This window comes from Bdellovibrio reynosensis (genome assembly GCF_022814725.1).
Classification (GTDB): domain Bacteria; phylum Bdellovibrionota; class Bdellovibrionia; order Bdellovibrionales; family Bdellovibrionaceae; genus Bdellovibrio; species Bdellovibrio reynosensis.
In genome coordinates this window covers 2,504,423-2,519,426 of sequence record NZ_CP093442.1, presented here as the reverse complement: position 1 = coordinate 2,519,426, position 15,004 = coordinate 2,504,423, and the positions used below count along the sequence as shown (strand labels likewise).

At 42.9% G+C, this 15,004-nt stretch carries 14 protein-coding genes; 7 read left to right on the top strand and 7 right to left on the bottom strand.

Annotated features, from left to right (window positions below; genetic code table 11):
- The 4 genes from MNR06_RS11805 to MNR06_RS11790 all read right to left on the bottom strand — a co-directional run bounded on the left by MNR06_RS11805 (position 1) and on the right by MNR06_RS11790 (position 3,273).
- A complete protein-coding gene (locus tag MNR06_RS11805) occupies positions 1-810 on the bottom strand; it encodes a peptidylprolyl isomerase (RefSeq protein WP_243536274.1) in 810 nt (269 codons plus the stop codon).
- A 55-nt stretch (positions 811-865) separates the two neighbouring features.
- Entirely contained in the window at positions 866-1,414 is a 549-nt protein-coding gene (locus MNR06_RS11800) for a lysophospholipid acyltransferase family protein (protein ID WP_243536272.1), read from the bottom strand.
- Between the two features lie 107 nt (positions 1,415-1,521).
- Positions 1,522-2,490 (bottom strand): electron transfer flavoprotein subunit alpha/FixB family protein, encoded by a 969-nt coding sequence (locus tag MNR06_RS11795; protein ID WP_243536270.1) that lies wholly within the window; start codon positions 2,488-2,490, stop codon positions 1,522-1,524.
- Positions 2,491-2,499: 9 nt separating this feature from the next.
- Entirely contained in the window at positions 2,500-3,273 is a 774-nt protein-coding gene (locus tag MNR06_RS11790) for an electron transfer flavoprotein subunit beta/FixA family protein (protein ID WP_243536268.1), read from the bottom strand.
- Between the two features lie 169 nt (positions 3,274-3,442).
- On the opposite strand from MNR06_RS11790, the gene MNR06_RS11785 reads away from it, so the two are divergent.
- From MNR06_RS11785 to MNR06_RS11755, 7 genes are all read left to right on the top strand, one after another.
- Positions 3,443-4,102, top strand: a complete 660-nt coding sequence (locus MNR06_RS11785; protein ID WP_243536266.1) for a succinate dehydrogenase cytochrome b subunit — start codon at positions 3,443-3,445, stop codon at positions 4,100-4,102.
- 12 nt (positions 4,103-4,114) lie between these two features.
- Positions 4,115-6,031, top strand: coding sequence for a fumarate reductase/succinate dehydrogenase flavoprotein subunit (locus tag MNR06_RS11780; protein WP_243536264.1), 1,917 nt, complete (start codon positions 4,115-4,117; stop codon positions 6,029-6,031).
- Positions 6,032-6,041: 10 nt separating this feature from the next.
- Positions 6,042-6,830 (top strand): succinate dehydrogenase/fumarate reductase iron-sulfur subunit, encoded by a 789-nt coding sequence (locus tag MNR06_RS11775; RefSeq protein ID WP_243536262.1) that lies wholly within the window; start codon positions 6,042-6,044, stop codon positions 6,828-6,830.
- A gap of 176 nt (positions 6,831-7,006) precedes the next feature.
- On the top strand, positions 7,007-7,255 hold the full coding sequence (locus tag MNR06_RS11770) for a hypothetical protein (protein ID WP_243536260.1): 249 nt from the start codon (positions 7,007-7,009) through the stop codon (positions 7,253-7,255).
- 133 nt (positions 7,256-7,388) lie between these two features.
- Positions 7,389-9,032, top strand: coding sequence for a S8 family serine peptidase (locus MNR06_RS11765; RefSeq protein ID WP_243536259.1), 1,644 nt, complete (start codon positions 7,389-7,391; stop codon positions 9,030-9,032).
- Between the two features lie 147 nt (positions 9,033-9,179).
- Positions 9,180-10,481, top strand: a complete 1,302-nt coding sequence (locus tag MNR06_RS11760) for a S8 family peptidase (protein WP_243536257.1) — start codon at positions 9,180-9,182, stop codon at positions 10,479-10,481.
- A gap of 85 nt (positions 10,482-10,566) precedes the next feature.
- Positions 10,567-12,189: a S8 family serine peptidase gene (locus MNR06_RS11755; protein ID WP_243536255.1), complete on the top strand. Its 1,623-nt coding sequence runs from the start codon at positions 10,567-10,569 to the stop codon at positions 12,187-12,189.
- A 5-nt stretch (positions 12,190-12,194) separates the two neighbouring features.
- Here MNR06_RS11755 and MNR06_RS11750 read toward each other — a convergent pair whose 3' ends face one another.
- From MNR06_RS11750 to MNR06_RS11740, 3 genes are read right to left on the bottom strand one after another with little or no spacing between them, the layout of a single operon-like run.
- Positions 12,195-13,343: a DUF3095 domain-containing protein gene (locus MNR06_RS11750; RefSeq protein WP_243536254.1), complete on the bottom strand. Its 1,149-nt coding sequence runs from the start codon at positions 13,341-13,343 to the stop codon at positions 12,195-12,197.
- On the bottom strand, positions 13,330-14,217 hold the full coding sequence (locus MNR06_RS11745; protein WP_243536252.1) for an alpha/beta fold hydrolase: 888 nt from the start codon (positions 14,215-14,217) through the stop codon (positions 13,330-13,332). The genes MNR06_RS11750 and MNR06_RS11745 overlap by 14 nt, the downstream gene beginning before the upstream one ends.
- A gap of 8 nt (positions 14,218-14,225) precedes the next feature.
- Entirely contained in the window at positions 14,226-14,915 is a 690-nt protein-coding gene (locus MNR06_RS11740; protein ID WP_243536250.1) for an FHA domain-containing protein, read from the bottom strand.
- Positions 14,916-15,004 lie beyond the last annotated feature (89 nt).

The window sequence follows — 15,004 nt, the reverse complement described above, 5'->3', positions numbered from 1 at the left end:
TTATTTGATCGCACTCTTATTTTCTTTAATCGTGTACGACTTTTTCAACTTATCAAAGTAGTCGTTGAAAAGCTGTTTTCTTTTTTCATCGAAAACAGCGGCTCTGATTTGACGCTTATTTGCGTTTTCAAAGCTTCTTTTTCCAGTCAACTTAAGGATGTGGAAACCGAACTGAGTTTCGATGAGCCCCTTGATTTCACCGACCTTCATGTTCGACGCAGCCTCATAGTAGTTTGGAACAAGAGTTACGCGAGACTGCCAACCTATGTCGCCGCCCGCTTGTTTAGAAAGAGCATCGTCTGAGTACAATTTTACAAGCTCTTCAAATGGTCTTTTGCTTTTTTTAACTTCTTCAAAAATTTCTACGGCACGCTTTTTAGCTTCCGCAATTTGCGCAGCAGTCGCGCCTGGTTTGAATTCAATCAAAATGTGGCTAGTGCGTAGTTCTGGATTTTTTGCGTACCACTCAGCCATTTCTTTATCAGAAACTTGGATTTTTTGAACGCGTGGACCGATGTCTTTTTCAAGCAACGCTTTATACATTTCTTGGTCAAAACGTTCTTGAACGATTGGATCTTTTTGTAAATTGCGTTTTTCTGCTTCTTGCAAACCCACTTCGTAACGAACTAGGTCTTCAAGGAATTGTTCTTTTGATGGTGGATTGATGGTTTGCGATTTGATCTCGTTGTACTTTTTGTTGAAGTCTTCAACAGTGATCGATTTTTTGCCCACCTGAGCCACGACCTCCGTGGATTTTTGCGCAAAAGAAGTAGTCGAGATGAGCATCAAGATGCTGATTAGAAGTTTCATACTTTAAAAGTCCCTTTAAAAAGTTGAGAGTCGAACTCACCTTAAAAAGCTAGCACTAGGTTTTATTATCGGCAATGAAATTAAGAGCTTGCTGTCTAGAGTGGTGTAAAAGGGACTCTAACTCTAGAGCAAGGTCTGGGTTTCTTGCATCACCATCTCGAGGCACTGGATTCATTGGATTGTGCCAATAAATAATCACCTTCGCGAAAGGTTTCGGCAGAAAAGTTTTGTTCCAAGATTTTGGAAAATGAATGGCACGATCAACAGCAATACCGGCAGCATAAATAGGCGCATTGACCATACGGGATAATTCAAAAACACCGGGCTTTACTTTGTGTAACGGGCCCTTTGGTCCATCCACTGCAAAGCTGCAATTTCCCCCGTCTTTTAGTAAACGCAACAAACCTTTTAAGGCTTGTACGCCACCACGAGTGGAAGAACCCCTGCTAGTTCTTGCACCCATCCATTTTAAAACAGTGTTCATTAGCTCACCGTCTTTGGATTGTGATGCAATGGTCGCTACACGATAACGTCTTACTGTGTGAAGCAAAGCAAGTTCATCACCATGCCAATGGGCGAAGATAACGGACTCTCGATTTTTCAAAGATTGTTTTAAAGAATCAGGCTCAATAATTCGAACCCTCCACGTTGCCGAGAGGGTTCGATAAAATACAAACACAATAATCGGAAGAATATATTTTCTAAACACAATTAGTGGTGAAGAGCTTTTTTGAACTCTTCAGTCAGTTTTGGAACGATTTCAAAAGCATCGCCCACGATACCGTAAGTTGCCTTTTGGAAGATCGGAGCATTTGGATCGTTGTTAATTGCAACAATCACTTTTGATCCACTCATACCAGCCAAATGTTGAATCGCGCCAGAGATACCAACAGCGATATACAAAGTTGGAGCTACTGTTTTACCAGTTTGTCCTACCTGCATACCATGTCCTACCCAACCCGCATCAACAACCGCGCGTGAAGCGCCCACTGTCGCACCCAAAACATCAGCAAGATCGCTTAACATCTTGAAGTTCGCAGCTTCTTTCAGACCACGACCACCGCTAACGATCACGTTAGCTTCAGTCAGATCCAATTTTTCACTCGCACCTTTAACGATTTCTTTGATCAAAGTTTTTAGATCAGGTTTTGCTGCCGCATGTTCAACAACAGTTGCTGATTTAGAAGTATCAGCCGCCGCCACAGGCAATTGATTGGCGCGCATTAAAACGATTTTCACTGGGCTGTTTTCAAAATTAACTTTTGCAAAACATTTCCCAGAGTACATCGGTTTAGTTGCCGTTACAGTGTCGCCAGAGATGTTTAGTTCTGTGCAATCACTTGCAACACCTGTGTTTAAACGAGCCGCTACACGTGGGAATAAATCTCTTCCAGTAGCAGACGCTGAAGCCAACAAGATTGTTGGTTGAACTTTTTCAACGACAGAGGCGATGTTTGCTGTGAAAGCTTCTGGATTGTATGAATCCAAAGATGCATCTTTCACTACGTAAATTTCATTAGCGCCGTTGTGACCTGCCGCTGCAGTCACATCACCCGCGTGAGAACCGAAAGCAACAGCAACAACTGTGTTACCAGATTTAGCAGCCGCTTGAAGAAGTTCCATTGAGCTGCGCTTAAGGTTGCCATTTGTATGTTCAGTAAAAACTAATACTTTTCCCATTTTTGCCCCTTACAGAACTTTCGCTTCGTCGCGAAGAAGTTTAACAAGCTCACTTGCTTGAGCCGCAGCATCACCTGAAATCATTTTCACAGGTGGTTTTTCTGCAGGAAGTGTCATGCCAGAGTATTTTACTTTCACGTCAGTTGCAGGAATGTTCAAAGATGCGAATTCAACTTCTTTGATAACTTTCTTTTTAGCCTTCATGATGCCAGGAAGACTTGCGTAACGAGGCATATTTAAACCCTTGTTCGCACCAACAACTGCTGGAGTCATCATTTGCACAACTTCTTTAGCTCCGCCTTCAACATCACGCTCAACCACTACGTTTTCACCAGCAAATGTGAATTTAGAAACCACCGTGGAGTGAGGAACATTTAAGAATTCAGCTAACATTTGGCTTACTGAAGAAGCGTTATCATCAATCGCAAGTTTGCCAGAGAAAATAACTTTTGCTCCGCCTTCAGCTTTAATCACTTCTGCTAAAGCTTTTGCAGTTGCAAAATTATCAAGGTTTTCAGCATTGATTACGATGGCTTCATCAGCACCCATCGCCAAGGCCGTACGCAAAGATTCAACAACGCGAGTCTTTGGTCCTGCGCTAAGTACCCAAACTTGCGAACCTGGGTTTGCGTCGCGAAGCTTCACAGCTTCTTCTACTGCGTATTCGTCATAAGGGTTTAAAACCCATTTAATTCCCGCCGAGTCGATACCGGTTTGGTCGGGAGAGATTTTAATCTTTGTTTCGGTGTCAGGCACCTGCTTGATACACACAAAAATCTTCATGTTTTTACCCCGTTTTTTAGAGGATTTGTTCTATCGCAAGTCTAAGAAAGGCAAAACTAAATTCCATATTTAACGTGTCGCGAAACATGACGGGTGTCATAGACAAATTACAGTCCAAAAGAGTAAGTTAACTGGAAGCTTATTGAGAAAATACAAGGAGTCTTTGGCCATGTTGTCTGGGTTTCTCGGTTCCACCGTCGGGAAGAAATACGTGATGGGAATTACAGGTCTGATTTGGGCTGGCTTTGTGCTAGCGCATATGGCGGGTAATTTATTAATTTTTATTAGTAACGATGCCTACAATGCTTACGGGCACGCACTAACAAGCGGTAATTTAATTTACGTTGCTGAAACGGTTTTGGTTTTAGCTTTGCTTGTGCACGTGTACATGGCCTTTTCACTCACTGCTGCTAACCGCGCAGCTAAACAACAGAAGTATGCAGTACAGGCTAAGGGCGCGAAAAGAGTTTCCCTTGCTTCACGTACGATGGCAATCCAAGGATCTTTGATCCTGGTTTTCGTTATTCTTCATATCGCTACTTTTAAGTTCGGCACCTACTATGAAACGAACGTGAATGGCGTGGTGATGCGTGACCTAGCAAAACTGATGGAAGAAGTTTTCCAAAGCCCAGCTTATGTTGCTTGGTATGTGGTTGCTTTGATTCTTTTAGGTTTCCATCTTAGTCACGGTGTTGGCTCCACATTCCAATCTTTGGGATTGATGGAAGGCACTTACCGCCCCGTGTGGGCAAAGCTAAGCATCGCTTACGCGGTGATCGTAGCTTTAGGTTTTATCGCTCAACCTCTTTATCTTTTCCTCACGCGCTAAAAGGAATGAGAAATGTCTAAAAAACTTGATAGTAAAATCCCTAGTGGCCCTATTGAAAAAAAATGGGAAAGTTCAAAGTTCAACTATAAGCTGGTGAACCCTGCGAACAAAAGAAAACATTCTGTCATCGTAGTTGGTACTGGTCTTGCCGGTGCTTCAGCGGCCGCTTCTTTGGGTGAGCTTGGTTATAAAGTAAAAGCATTCTGTATTCATGATTCCCCTCGCCGCGCCCATTCCGTGGCGGCTCAAGGTGGTATTAATGCTGCGAAAAACTACCAAAACGATGGCGACTCAACTTACCGTCTTTTCTACGACACTGTAAAAGGTGGCGACTTCCGGGCACGTGAAGCCAACGTTTTCCGCTTAGCTGAAGTATCTGCAAACATCATTGATCAAATGGTGGCTCAAGGCGTGCCATTTGCTCGTGAATACGGCGGAACTTTAGCAAACCGTTCATTCGGTGGTGCGCAAGTTTCAAGAACATTCTATGCCCGCGGTCAAACTGGTCAGCAGCTTTTATTAGGTGCTTACTCTGAAATGATGAGACAAGTGGACGCTGGCACAGTAGAGCTTCGCACTCGTCGCGAGATGCTTGATCTAGTGATGATCGATGGAAAAGCTCGCGGTATCGTTGTTCGTAACTTAAACACCGGCGAAATTGAATCCCACGAGGCTGATGCAGTTATTATTGCCAGCGGTGGTTATTCTAACGTGTTCTTCCTTTCTACGAATGCTATGAACTGCGCGGTGACAGCAGCTTGGAAAGCTCACAAACGTGGCGCTTACTTTGCGAACCCTTGCTTCACGCAAATCCATCCAACGTGCATTCCTGTACACGGTGAAAACCAATCAAAACTGACATTGATGTCTGAATCTCTTCGTAATGATGGGCGCGTATGGGTTCCTAAGGCCCAAGGTGACAAACGTCATCCAAACGAGATTCCAGAAAACGAAAGAGATTACTATCTAGAGCGAGTTTACCCTTCATTTGGTAACTTGGCTCCGCGTGACGTTGCTTCCCGCCAAGCGAAGTACCGTTGTGATGAAGGCCGTGGCGTAAATGAAACTGGTAAAGCCGTTTACCTAGATTTCAAAGATGCCATCCAGCGCTTAGGTGTAGATAAAATTTCTGAGCGTTACGGAAATCTTTTTGAAATGTATGAAAAGATCACAGGCGATAACCCATACAAAATGCCAATGATGATCTACCCTGCTCCACACTACACTATGGGTGGCTTGTGGGTTGATTATAACTTGGAATCTACTATTCCAGGTCTTTTCGTAGCGGGTGAAGCTAACTTCTCTGACCACGGGGCAAATCGTTTGGGTGCTTCGGCGTTGATGCAAGGTTTGGCTGACGGTTACTTTGTATTGCCATCAACAATCGGCAACTACATCGGTGGAACGAAACTAGAAAAAGTTTCTGCTACCCATGATGCATTTAAAGCAGCTGAAGACGGCGTTAAAAAAGAAATTCAAAAACTAATGTCTATCCAAGGTAACCGCACAGTGGACAGCTTCCATAAAGAACTTGGTCACATCATGTGGGAATACTGTGGAATGGCTCGTAATGAACAAGGTTTGAAAAAAGCCTTAGAACTAATACCAAAATTGAAAGAAGAATTCTGGCAAAACGTGCGCGTTCCAGGTGATGCAAATTACTTGAACGTTGAGCTTGAAAAAGCGGGCCGTGTTGCTGACTTCATCGAGCTTGGTGAGTTGATGTGCCGTGATGCTTTAGAACGCAAAGAATCATGCGGTGGTCACTATCGTGAAGAATACCAAATTGACGGTGAAGCAAAACGTGATGACGCGAATTTCTGCCACGTAGCTGCTTGGGAATACAACGGCGATGGCGTTCCTGAAACTCGTCATACAGAAGAACTTCAATTTGAAAACGTTCACTTAGCAACTCGTAGCTATAAATAAGAGGCTTAAGATGGCTGGAAAATTATTGAATCTAACATTGAAAGTATGGCGCCAAAAAGGTCCTAAGGATCAGGGTGGTTTCGTGGAATATCAGGCTAAGAACGTTTCTGAAGATGCTTCTTTCTTGGAAATGCTTGATGCAGTTAATGAAGAATTGATTTCTAAAGGCGACGAACCAATTGCCTTTGATCACGATTGCCGTGAAGGAATCTGTGGATCATGTGGATTTGTGATCGATGGCGAAGCCCATGGCCGCCTTCGTTCAACAACAGTCTGCCAATTGCACATGAGAAATTTTGATGACGGTGAAGTTCTGACTTTAGAACCGTGGAGAGCCCAAGCTTTTCCAGTGATCAAAGACTTGATGGTGAATAGATCTGCTTTAGACCGCATCATTTCAGCTGGTGGTTACATCTCTGAAAATGCCGGAAATGCAGTGGATGCAAACTCAATCCTAGTTCCTAAGGCAGACGCTGATGAAGCGATGTCTTCGGCAACTTGTATTGGTTGTGGAGCTTGCGTGGCTGCTTGTAAAAATGCTTCTGCAGCCCTATTCACTTCAGCAAAAATCTCTCACATGGCTTTGCTTCCGCAAGGTCAGGTTGAAAGAAAAGAACGCGCAATTAAAATGGTTGGCGCGATGGATGCTGAAGGTTTTGGATCGTGCACGACAACGGGTGCGTGTGAAGTGGCTTGTCCTAAGGACATCTCATTAACAAATATCTCGCGCATGAATCGTGAGTTCTTTGTGGCTAGCGCGACTCAACGTCCGAAACATAAAGACGGCGGCGCTGGTTAGTCTCTAACCTTCAAAAAGTAAGATTAAAGAGGAGCCATTTGGCTCCTCTTTTTTTTTAACCACTCAGTAAGTTTACGGTGTTTCAATTAGAGACATCGTTGATCAACTTCTTTTGAAATCTTCATAAAGCTTCTTCAGCAAAATACCGAACTAGACTTAAGGCGTAAGGATTTTCAATGAAGAAGATTGACCAATTAATGGCAGAACTAGGCTTTAATAAGAATGCACCTGACAGTGTGAAGGAAGCCTTTATCAAACATCTTATTAAATCTTCGACAGGAACTATCGTAACGACCCCATCAGAACGAAAAGAAATTGCTGAAAATCCGGATCGCGTAGTGGCACTCGCATCTCCGGTGCAGTTAAGTTTTGGATTTATTGATCTAGAATCAAAACCAACATCCAGTAAAAAAGCTGTTTCTTAGTCTAATTTCCTAGACCTTCATCCTAAAAATCACCTCGCCTAAAGCGAACGAAAAAAATAAATAACCAGCTCACCTTCACATTGGTACCATTTTGGAACTGGGACGTCTTATACCCCAATTGAAGGAGGATTTTATGGTTAGGCTTATCGGAAGAGCCTTCACAGCAGGCCTTGTAGGAGTGATTTTTACGGCAGCTAATTCTTTTGCAGCAGCTCCTGAATCAGTACCGGGCGAATATATCGTAAAACTAAAGGATACAGTTTCTGCTCAATCCTCTGTCCACACTTTGAGCCAAGCTCTTGGTTCATATGTTAAGTCTACCATTCCGGGTCAAAACATCGTGGTGATTAAGCGCCCGGTTTTTGAAATTCAATCTAACGTTATCAAAACACTTTCCGAAAATCCGTTGGTTGATATCGTTGAACCGAACTTCATTTATCGCATCAATAAAACTTCAAATGATCCTTTGTTGGGAAATCTTTGGGGGATCAAAAACACAGGACAACAAGACTCTCAACGCCGTGAAGGTATTGCCGGAATGGATGTGGGCGCGGAGCAAGCTTGGGACATCACAACTGGTAACAGAGATATAATTGTTGCGGTGATCGATACTGGTATCGATTACAACCATCCGGATTTGAAAGAAAATCTTTGGATCAATGAAGCTGAAGCCAAAGGTCAAGCGGGAGTGGATGACGACAACAACGGTATCGTCGATGACATCCATGGTGCTAACTTCGTAGATTCGAATAAACCAACTGGAAATCCTCTAGATGACCACGGTCACGGTTCACACTGCTCTGGCACTATCGGTGCTACAGGTAACGATGGTCGCGGGATCGTGGGTGTAGCTTGGAACGTGCGTTTGATGGGCGTTAAGTTCCTATCAGCTAGTGGTTCTGGTTCATTAGAAGGCGCACTTAAAGGTATCGACTACGCAGTTAAGATGGGCGCAGTGATTCTTTCAAACTCTTGGGGTGGCGGTGGCTATTCTGAAACTTTAAAACAAGCAATTGAAAGATCTCACCAAGCAAATACACTTTTCGTAGCTGCTGCTGGTAATGAATCAAACAACAACGACGCAAACCCTACCTACCCTGCTACTTATGATGTTGCGAACATCGTTTCTGTCGCGGCTGTTGATAACCGCGGTCAAATTGCTTCTTTTTCTAACTACGGTAAAACAAAAGTGCACGTTGGTGCTCCGGGTGTGAATGTTTATTCGTCTATCAAAGGTGGCGGTTATGATTCATGGTCAGGAACTTCAATGGCAGCTCCTCACGTGTCAGGTATGGCGGTACTTCTAAAAAGTAATGAGCCGAATCTTTCAAACGTCGAAATGAAAGAAAGAATCGTTACAACAGCAAAACCAATCGCCGGTCTTCGAGGAAAATCAAAAGCAGGTATGGCGAATGCTTATGCGATGTTAACGAACACTCTTCCGCAGCCAGATCCAAACGATCCAGCAAACTGGGCAACTGTTGCAGTCAGTGTTTCTTCTGCACATCCATACAAAGAAAAAACGAACGAAACATATGAAGTTCGTGTACCAGGCGCACAACAAATCGCTTTATACTTCTCTAAATTCGACACAGAAAGAGATTACGATAAGGTCGAATTGTACGATGCTTCTGGAAAAAAATTAGCCTCAATTAGCGGTAAAAACGATGATTCATTCTCTACACCAATTCCTGGCGAGTATGTGAAAATCGTGTTCACTTCAGATGATTCAGTGAACCGTTATGGTTTCGACATTACAAAAGCTGCTTGGAAATAAAGCGCTTTAAAAATCTGAAACTAGAAAGGTCGTCGCAAGACGGCCTTTTTTATTTTTAAGGTCATGTAAAGGAACAGATAAATAGCTCTATAGCGAATTCACGTCACTTGCTAAGATTTCCAAACATTCTTTGCGAGGAGGACGTCTTTGGAGTTGAATTTTAAAAAAGCTTCTTGTGGGCTTTTGTTTTTTTTCTTAGGTCTTGGCTCTGAACTGTTGGCTGCAGTTGATGCAGTTCCTGGTGAATATGTTATTAAGTTTAAAGATTCAGTTTCTGTGCTTGATGTTATTCATCAGCTCGATGCGGGCGCGGGCTTTGTTATTGATGTGATCCCGGAACAAAACACAGTTCTTCTTCGTCGCCCTGTGTTTGAGCTGCAGTCTTCGGCTATTGATATTCTCGCAGAAGATCCAAATATTAAAATTATTGAGCCCAACTATATCTACCATATGAACAAGTCTGCCACAGACCCTATGTTTACGTTGATGTGGGGATTAAAAAATACCGGGCAATATGATTATCAGCGCCGCCTTGGTGTTGCCGGTATGGATATCTCTGTGGATAAAGCTTGGGATATCACGACAGGTTCAAAAAAAGTTATAGTTGCCGTGATTGATTCAGGAATTGATTACTTTCATCCTGATTTAAAAGAAAACATGTGGACGAACACAATAGAACTGAACGGAAAAAGTGGCGTCGATGATGACAGCAATGGAATAGTTGATGATATCTACGGTGCCAATTTCGAAATTCCAGATAAGCCCACCGGCAGTCCTTGGGATGATCATGGCCATGGCACCCACTGCGCTGGTACCATTGGGGCTAAAGCCAATAATGGCATTGGTGGCGCTGGTGTAGCGTGGGAAGTTCGCCTTATGGCGATTAAATTCTTAAAGGCATCTGGCAGTGGTTCGTTATTCGCGGCTTTAAAAGGTGTTAACTACGCAACCAAAATGGGAGCAAAAATTTTAAACAATTCATGGGGTGGTGGTGGAGTTTCAGAAACTCTGAAAGAAGCCATTGAAAAAACGAACGAAGCGGGCGCCCTGTTTGTTGTCGCCTCTGGAAATGAAACAAATGACAATGATAAAAATCCCCGTTACCCAGCTTCTTATGATGTGCCAAATATTCTGACCGTCGCTGCTGTTGATAACCAAGGTAAGCTTGCTGAATTTTCAAACTATGGTGCAAGCACAGTGCATGTGGCAGCACCAGGGGTTAACATTCTTTCGACTATTAACAATGGGAAGTATGGTTATTACAGCGGTACGTCCATGGCAGCGCCGCACGTTTCCGGCTTAGCGGCTCTTCTTTCTGCAAAAGAACCAGACCTTTCGGGCCGTGGTCTAAAAAGAAGAATCGTTGCAACATCACGCTCATTAAAATCCTTACAAGGAAAAACCAAAGCGGGATTGGTCAGCGCACATTCAGCACTGACAGTTCGTTAGAATGTTATCAGTCACCTGGCCACCCTCACGATCGGTTGTTAGGCTTTTCCTTAGTAGCTGAAACAACTTTTCTGTGAGGGGCGCAGTGAAAAAGAGCTTTTTATTTCTGTTATTCCTGATCTTTCAATTTCCAATTTTATCTCAAGCAGGAAAAATTAAGACAGTACCCGGGGAATTCGTCGTAAAACTAAAGCCGCAATTGTCAGTGCATTCACCTCGCCACGAAATTGAAGCTCGTCTGAAATCCACAGTGATATCCACAATTCCAGAACAAAATATCGTCGTGATCCGTAGACCCGTATTTGAATTGCAAGAAGAAGTAGTCAAAATACTTTCTGAAAATCCTTGGGTTGATATCGCTGAGCCAAATTATATTTACAAAGCTTCGCGTATCCCGAATGACCCGATGTTGGGATTGTTGTGGGGATTAAGAAATATAGGTCAATCTGATATAGATCGTAATCCGGGCGTAAGGGATATGGATATTGACGCCGAAAAAGCCTGGGATATCACGACAGGTTCAAAAAAAATCTTAGTCGCCATCATTGATTCAGGGGTGGAATACACTCACCCCGACTTAGTAGAAAATATTTGGGTGAATGAAAAAGAGGAAAACGGAAAAGAAGGAGTTGATGATGATAACAATGGCATCATCGATGACATCCATGGCGCAAACTTTGTAAAAGCCGACAAACCAACAGGAGACCCCCTTGATGATTATGGGCACGGCACCCATGTCGCAGGAACATTGGGAGCGATTGGTGACGATGCCATGGGGATTGTGGGCGTAGCGTGGCACGTGACAATGCTTCCGGTAAAATTTTTAGACGAAGAAGGCGAAGGCACATTGGATGCCGCCATCAAAGCAATTAATTACGCAAACAAAATGGGTGCAAAGATACTTTCAAACTCTTGGGGTGGTGGCGGCTATTCTGCCAATTTAAAATTAGCCATTGAAGAATCCCATAAAGCCAACGCCTTGTTCGTAGCTTCTGCAGGTAACGATGAAAACGATAACGATAAGACCCCTTCTTATCCAGCGAACTATGAGGTTGCTAACGTTATTTCTGTTGCTGCCATTACCAACAAAGGTCAGCTTGCTGATTTTAGTAACTATGGACGCTACACGGTTGATGTCGCTGCACCTGGTGTGAATATTTATTCATCTTATCTATATGGTGATTACACTTCTATGTCTGGAACATCGATGGCAGTTCCCCATGTATCTGGAATTGCAGCCCTAATGTGGAGTGATAAACCAGATCTTTTAAATACACGCGTGCGCTCGCGAATCATGGCAACATCTAAGCGAGTGGGAAATTTAAAAATCCGTCGAGGTATTGCTAACGCCTATTACGCCCTTACCAACACCGAATGGCCAGATCCTGCGGATCCGGCAAACTGGAGTAAGGTAAATTTAAAATTTTCTACGGCCCACCCTTATGCTGCAAACACTCGCCAAGAATTTATCGTAGATATCCCACAAGCTAAGCGCATCTCTTTATACTTTTCGCTTTTCAATACGGAAGCTGATTTTGATAAAGTTGAACTTTTTGATCAAAACGGAACCAAGGTGACAGAGATTTTTGGGCGCAACAACGGGCTTTATACGGCACCCATTGAAGGCCACACAGTCAAAGTAGTTTTCACTTCTGATGGCTCGGTGAATCGTTATGGATTTGATTTAACCAAGGCTGCTTGGCAGTAGAAAATTTAAGCGCGTTTCTTTTTTAATTCGACGGCGGCTAAGGTATAGCCGCCTTGGGCGCCATCAATAAAGTGCAAATGCTGGTTTTGAGTCGCAGAAAAAACAAGACAAGTCATTAAAGCTTGATTGGATTTGTGAGTACCAAACACAAGCTCGCCCTTTTCTTCAAACTCTGTTAGCACTTTTTCAATTTCTAATACTTGTTCACTTGAACAATCTAAAACCATGCGCAATAAGTCGTCATATTTTTGGAAATCTGAATTAGAAATTAATTCTTCCTTGTAGCGCTCTGGATTGAATAGACCGGCTTTTAAGTTAAAACGAAAAAATAGATAAGCAACAAACGATTCCCACGAAGAAAGAAAAAAACTTTTTAGAAAGTTTCCTTTGCGGCTTTTTGCTTCTATTAACAATGTTTCTGGCGGCCACTTTATTTTTAAATTATGGCGTTGCACGGGGCAGGCATATTTAAAATCGCCGCCGATGATATTGCGCAAAGATTTTAAAAGATTTTTATAAATCTCAAAAGCACTGGCTTCATTGCCGTTGGCGCTTACTAACACCGTCAAGATCAAATCCTTTTTTGCGGTTAAAGGCTCCCAACGACAAGTCAGTCCTTCAAGATTGGGACTACTTCCTGCTTTATCATCGCGTACGCTACGATCCTCTTGTTTCATTTTATCTTCGGCGCGCTTTAAAGCTCCGCCGCGAAATTGATAAGTATGATTGCCCGGGGATAAGCGATGTTTACCAAGCAACAACTGGTGGCCTTCTTTGTAAACCTCAGAAAGATCAAAGTAAGCACTACGCAATTCTAAGCCAAATTCCTTCATGGACCAATTTTGAACTTCAGCCATTGTTTTTTGTGCTAGGTCTTTACTAAGTGGTGGGACTAAAAGACTTGCGCCGTCTCCACCAAAGACAAATGGAAGATCGCGATCATTCAGTTCATTTAAAATCGCTGTGATGCAAGCAGCACCAATCATATTCACTTCACGGTGTTTGCCCGCTTGCACGGCTTTTGTAGAACCTTTAACGTCAGTAAGAATCAAGCCCCAGTTTTCTGGGACTAACTTAAAATATTGATCATTAGAAACTTGCAGAAAATCGTCGAAAACGGGAATGGAGTTTAGAAAGTCTTTATAGCTTGTCACTGCGTCTGACTCTCTCAAAGAAGTTTTCCATTTTTAAGTTCGTATAATCAGGAAAGTCTAATTGAGTGCAGTGCGATCCGTAAGGAACAAGTACGAATTCTGAATTTTTAATTTTTTCTTTAAAGTGATACTGAAAGCGAATGGGCGTAACCATGTCTTTTTCACCCGACAAGATTAAAACCGGAACATTGATCTTTTCTAAAACGTTTTCCCCATCGTATTCCATTAACACTTCAAACAGATTCAAAAAAACTTCTAGATTTAGCCGAGCCACGCCCCGCATGTAGACTTCAATGTCTTTAATGTGTGTGACTTTAAGATTAAAACCACCAGCTAGTGCCGCTAGATAAATCGACATGGGATTATCAACAGCCATTTTCCACATAGTATTCCACACCTGCGGTTGTTTTTCGTATTGGGTTTTTACGAAATAAAAAAACGGCTCGATAACATCTAATCCAAACATTCCCTTAATTGGATTTTTAGCAAAGCCGTTAATCAAAACCATGGAATGAAAAAGCTCTGGACGGTCATCGTATAATTTTAAAATTATAGGCACACCAAAACTGTGCCCCGCAAAATGGGCCTTTTCGATGTTTAAATGACTCATCAATGCTTGAATGTCTTTAGAAAGAGCTTCCATAGAAAGCTGATTCATATCGACAACGGGATTGCTTTTTTGATGGCCACGCAGATCAAAGGTGATGACCTTATAGCGTTTACAGAAAGTTTCGGTTTGGTGATGCCAATGGTTCATCAAACACGCAATACCGTACACCAAAATCAAAGGCTCGCCTTCGCCGCGAACTTCATAATAAATCGAAGTTCCGTCAAAACTTTCAAAGCTGCCCGTTTGTTTCGGTGTTGTTTCCATCACGTCCTCTACAAGTACGCTACCTTAATAAGGGTGCTGCCTAAAGAGATCAAGTCCCCATCTTTTAACATTTCGGCACTGACGGATTTATTGTTAAGTAAAACCCGACCTGCAGACTTAATTTTAATTTCGACCATGCCGGGGCCAGGGATTAGTTCAAAGGCCTCTTTAGGTGCTTCTTCATCCAAAAGTTCGATATCCAAAGAGTCCGACCCTGCCATGCGCGGTCCATACCCTAAAATAATTTCTTCATCGGTTTGAATACCTTGAATGAAGGTCAATTTTAAAGCGGGGCTGAATCTTTCAAGTTGCGCCTGTTCAATAAGTCCCATTGGTTGAAGCTCGCTAAGACGGTCCTTTAGAATGTTGCGCCACGTTATAAGGCGACTGAAATCAAGAGCAAGCTCTTCTTCAACCGTAACAACTCTAAACTGAGTGCGACCGATCTCAAAGATAACCCCTGATAATAAGGCCACTTTTTTCACACGGCGACCGGCAATGTGGATTCCGTTAGAAGAGTCCATGTCCATTAAAACGAACTGACCCTTCCCGTCGATGGCAAATTGAGCGTGGGTGCTAGAGGCTTTGGGGTCCTTAATCACGATATCGGCTCGCGATCGACCGATGGTCAAACCCTCTTCAACTTTAAAACGGGAGCCTTCGTTGGCGCCCTCCACAATCTCAATAAATGTAACCATTTAGACATTCTAGGGCTGGAATGTTGAGGATTCAAATGCCTAATCCTTGTGCTTAGGCTTAAGCCGTGCTAAACCCTTAAAACATTTTT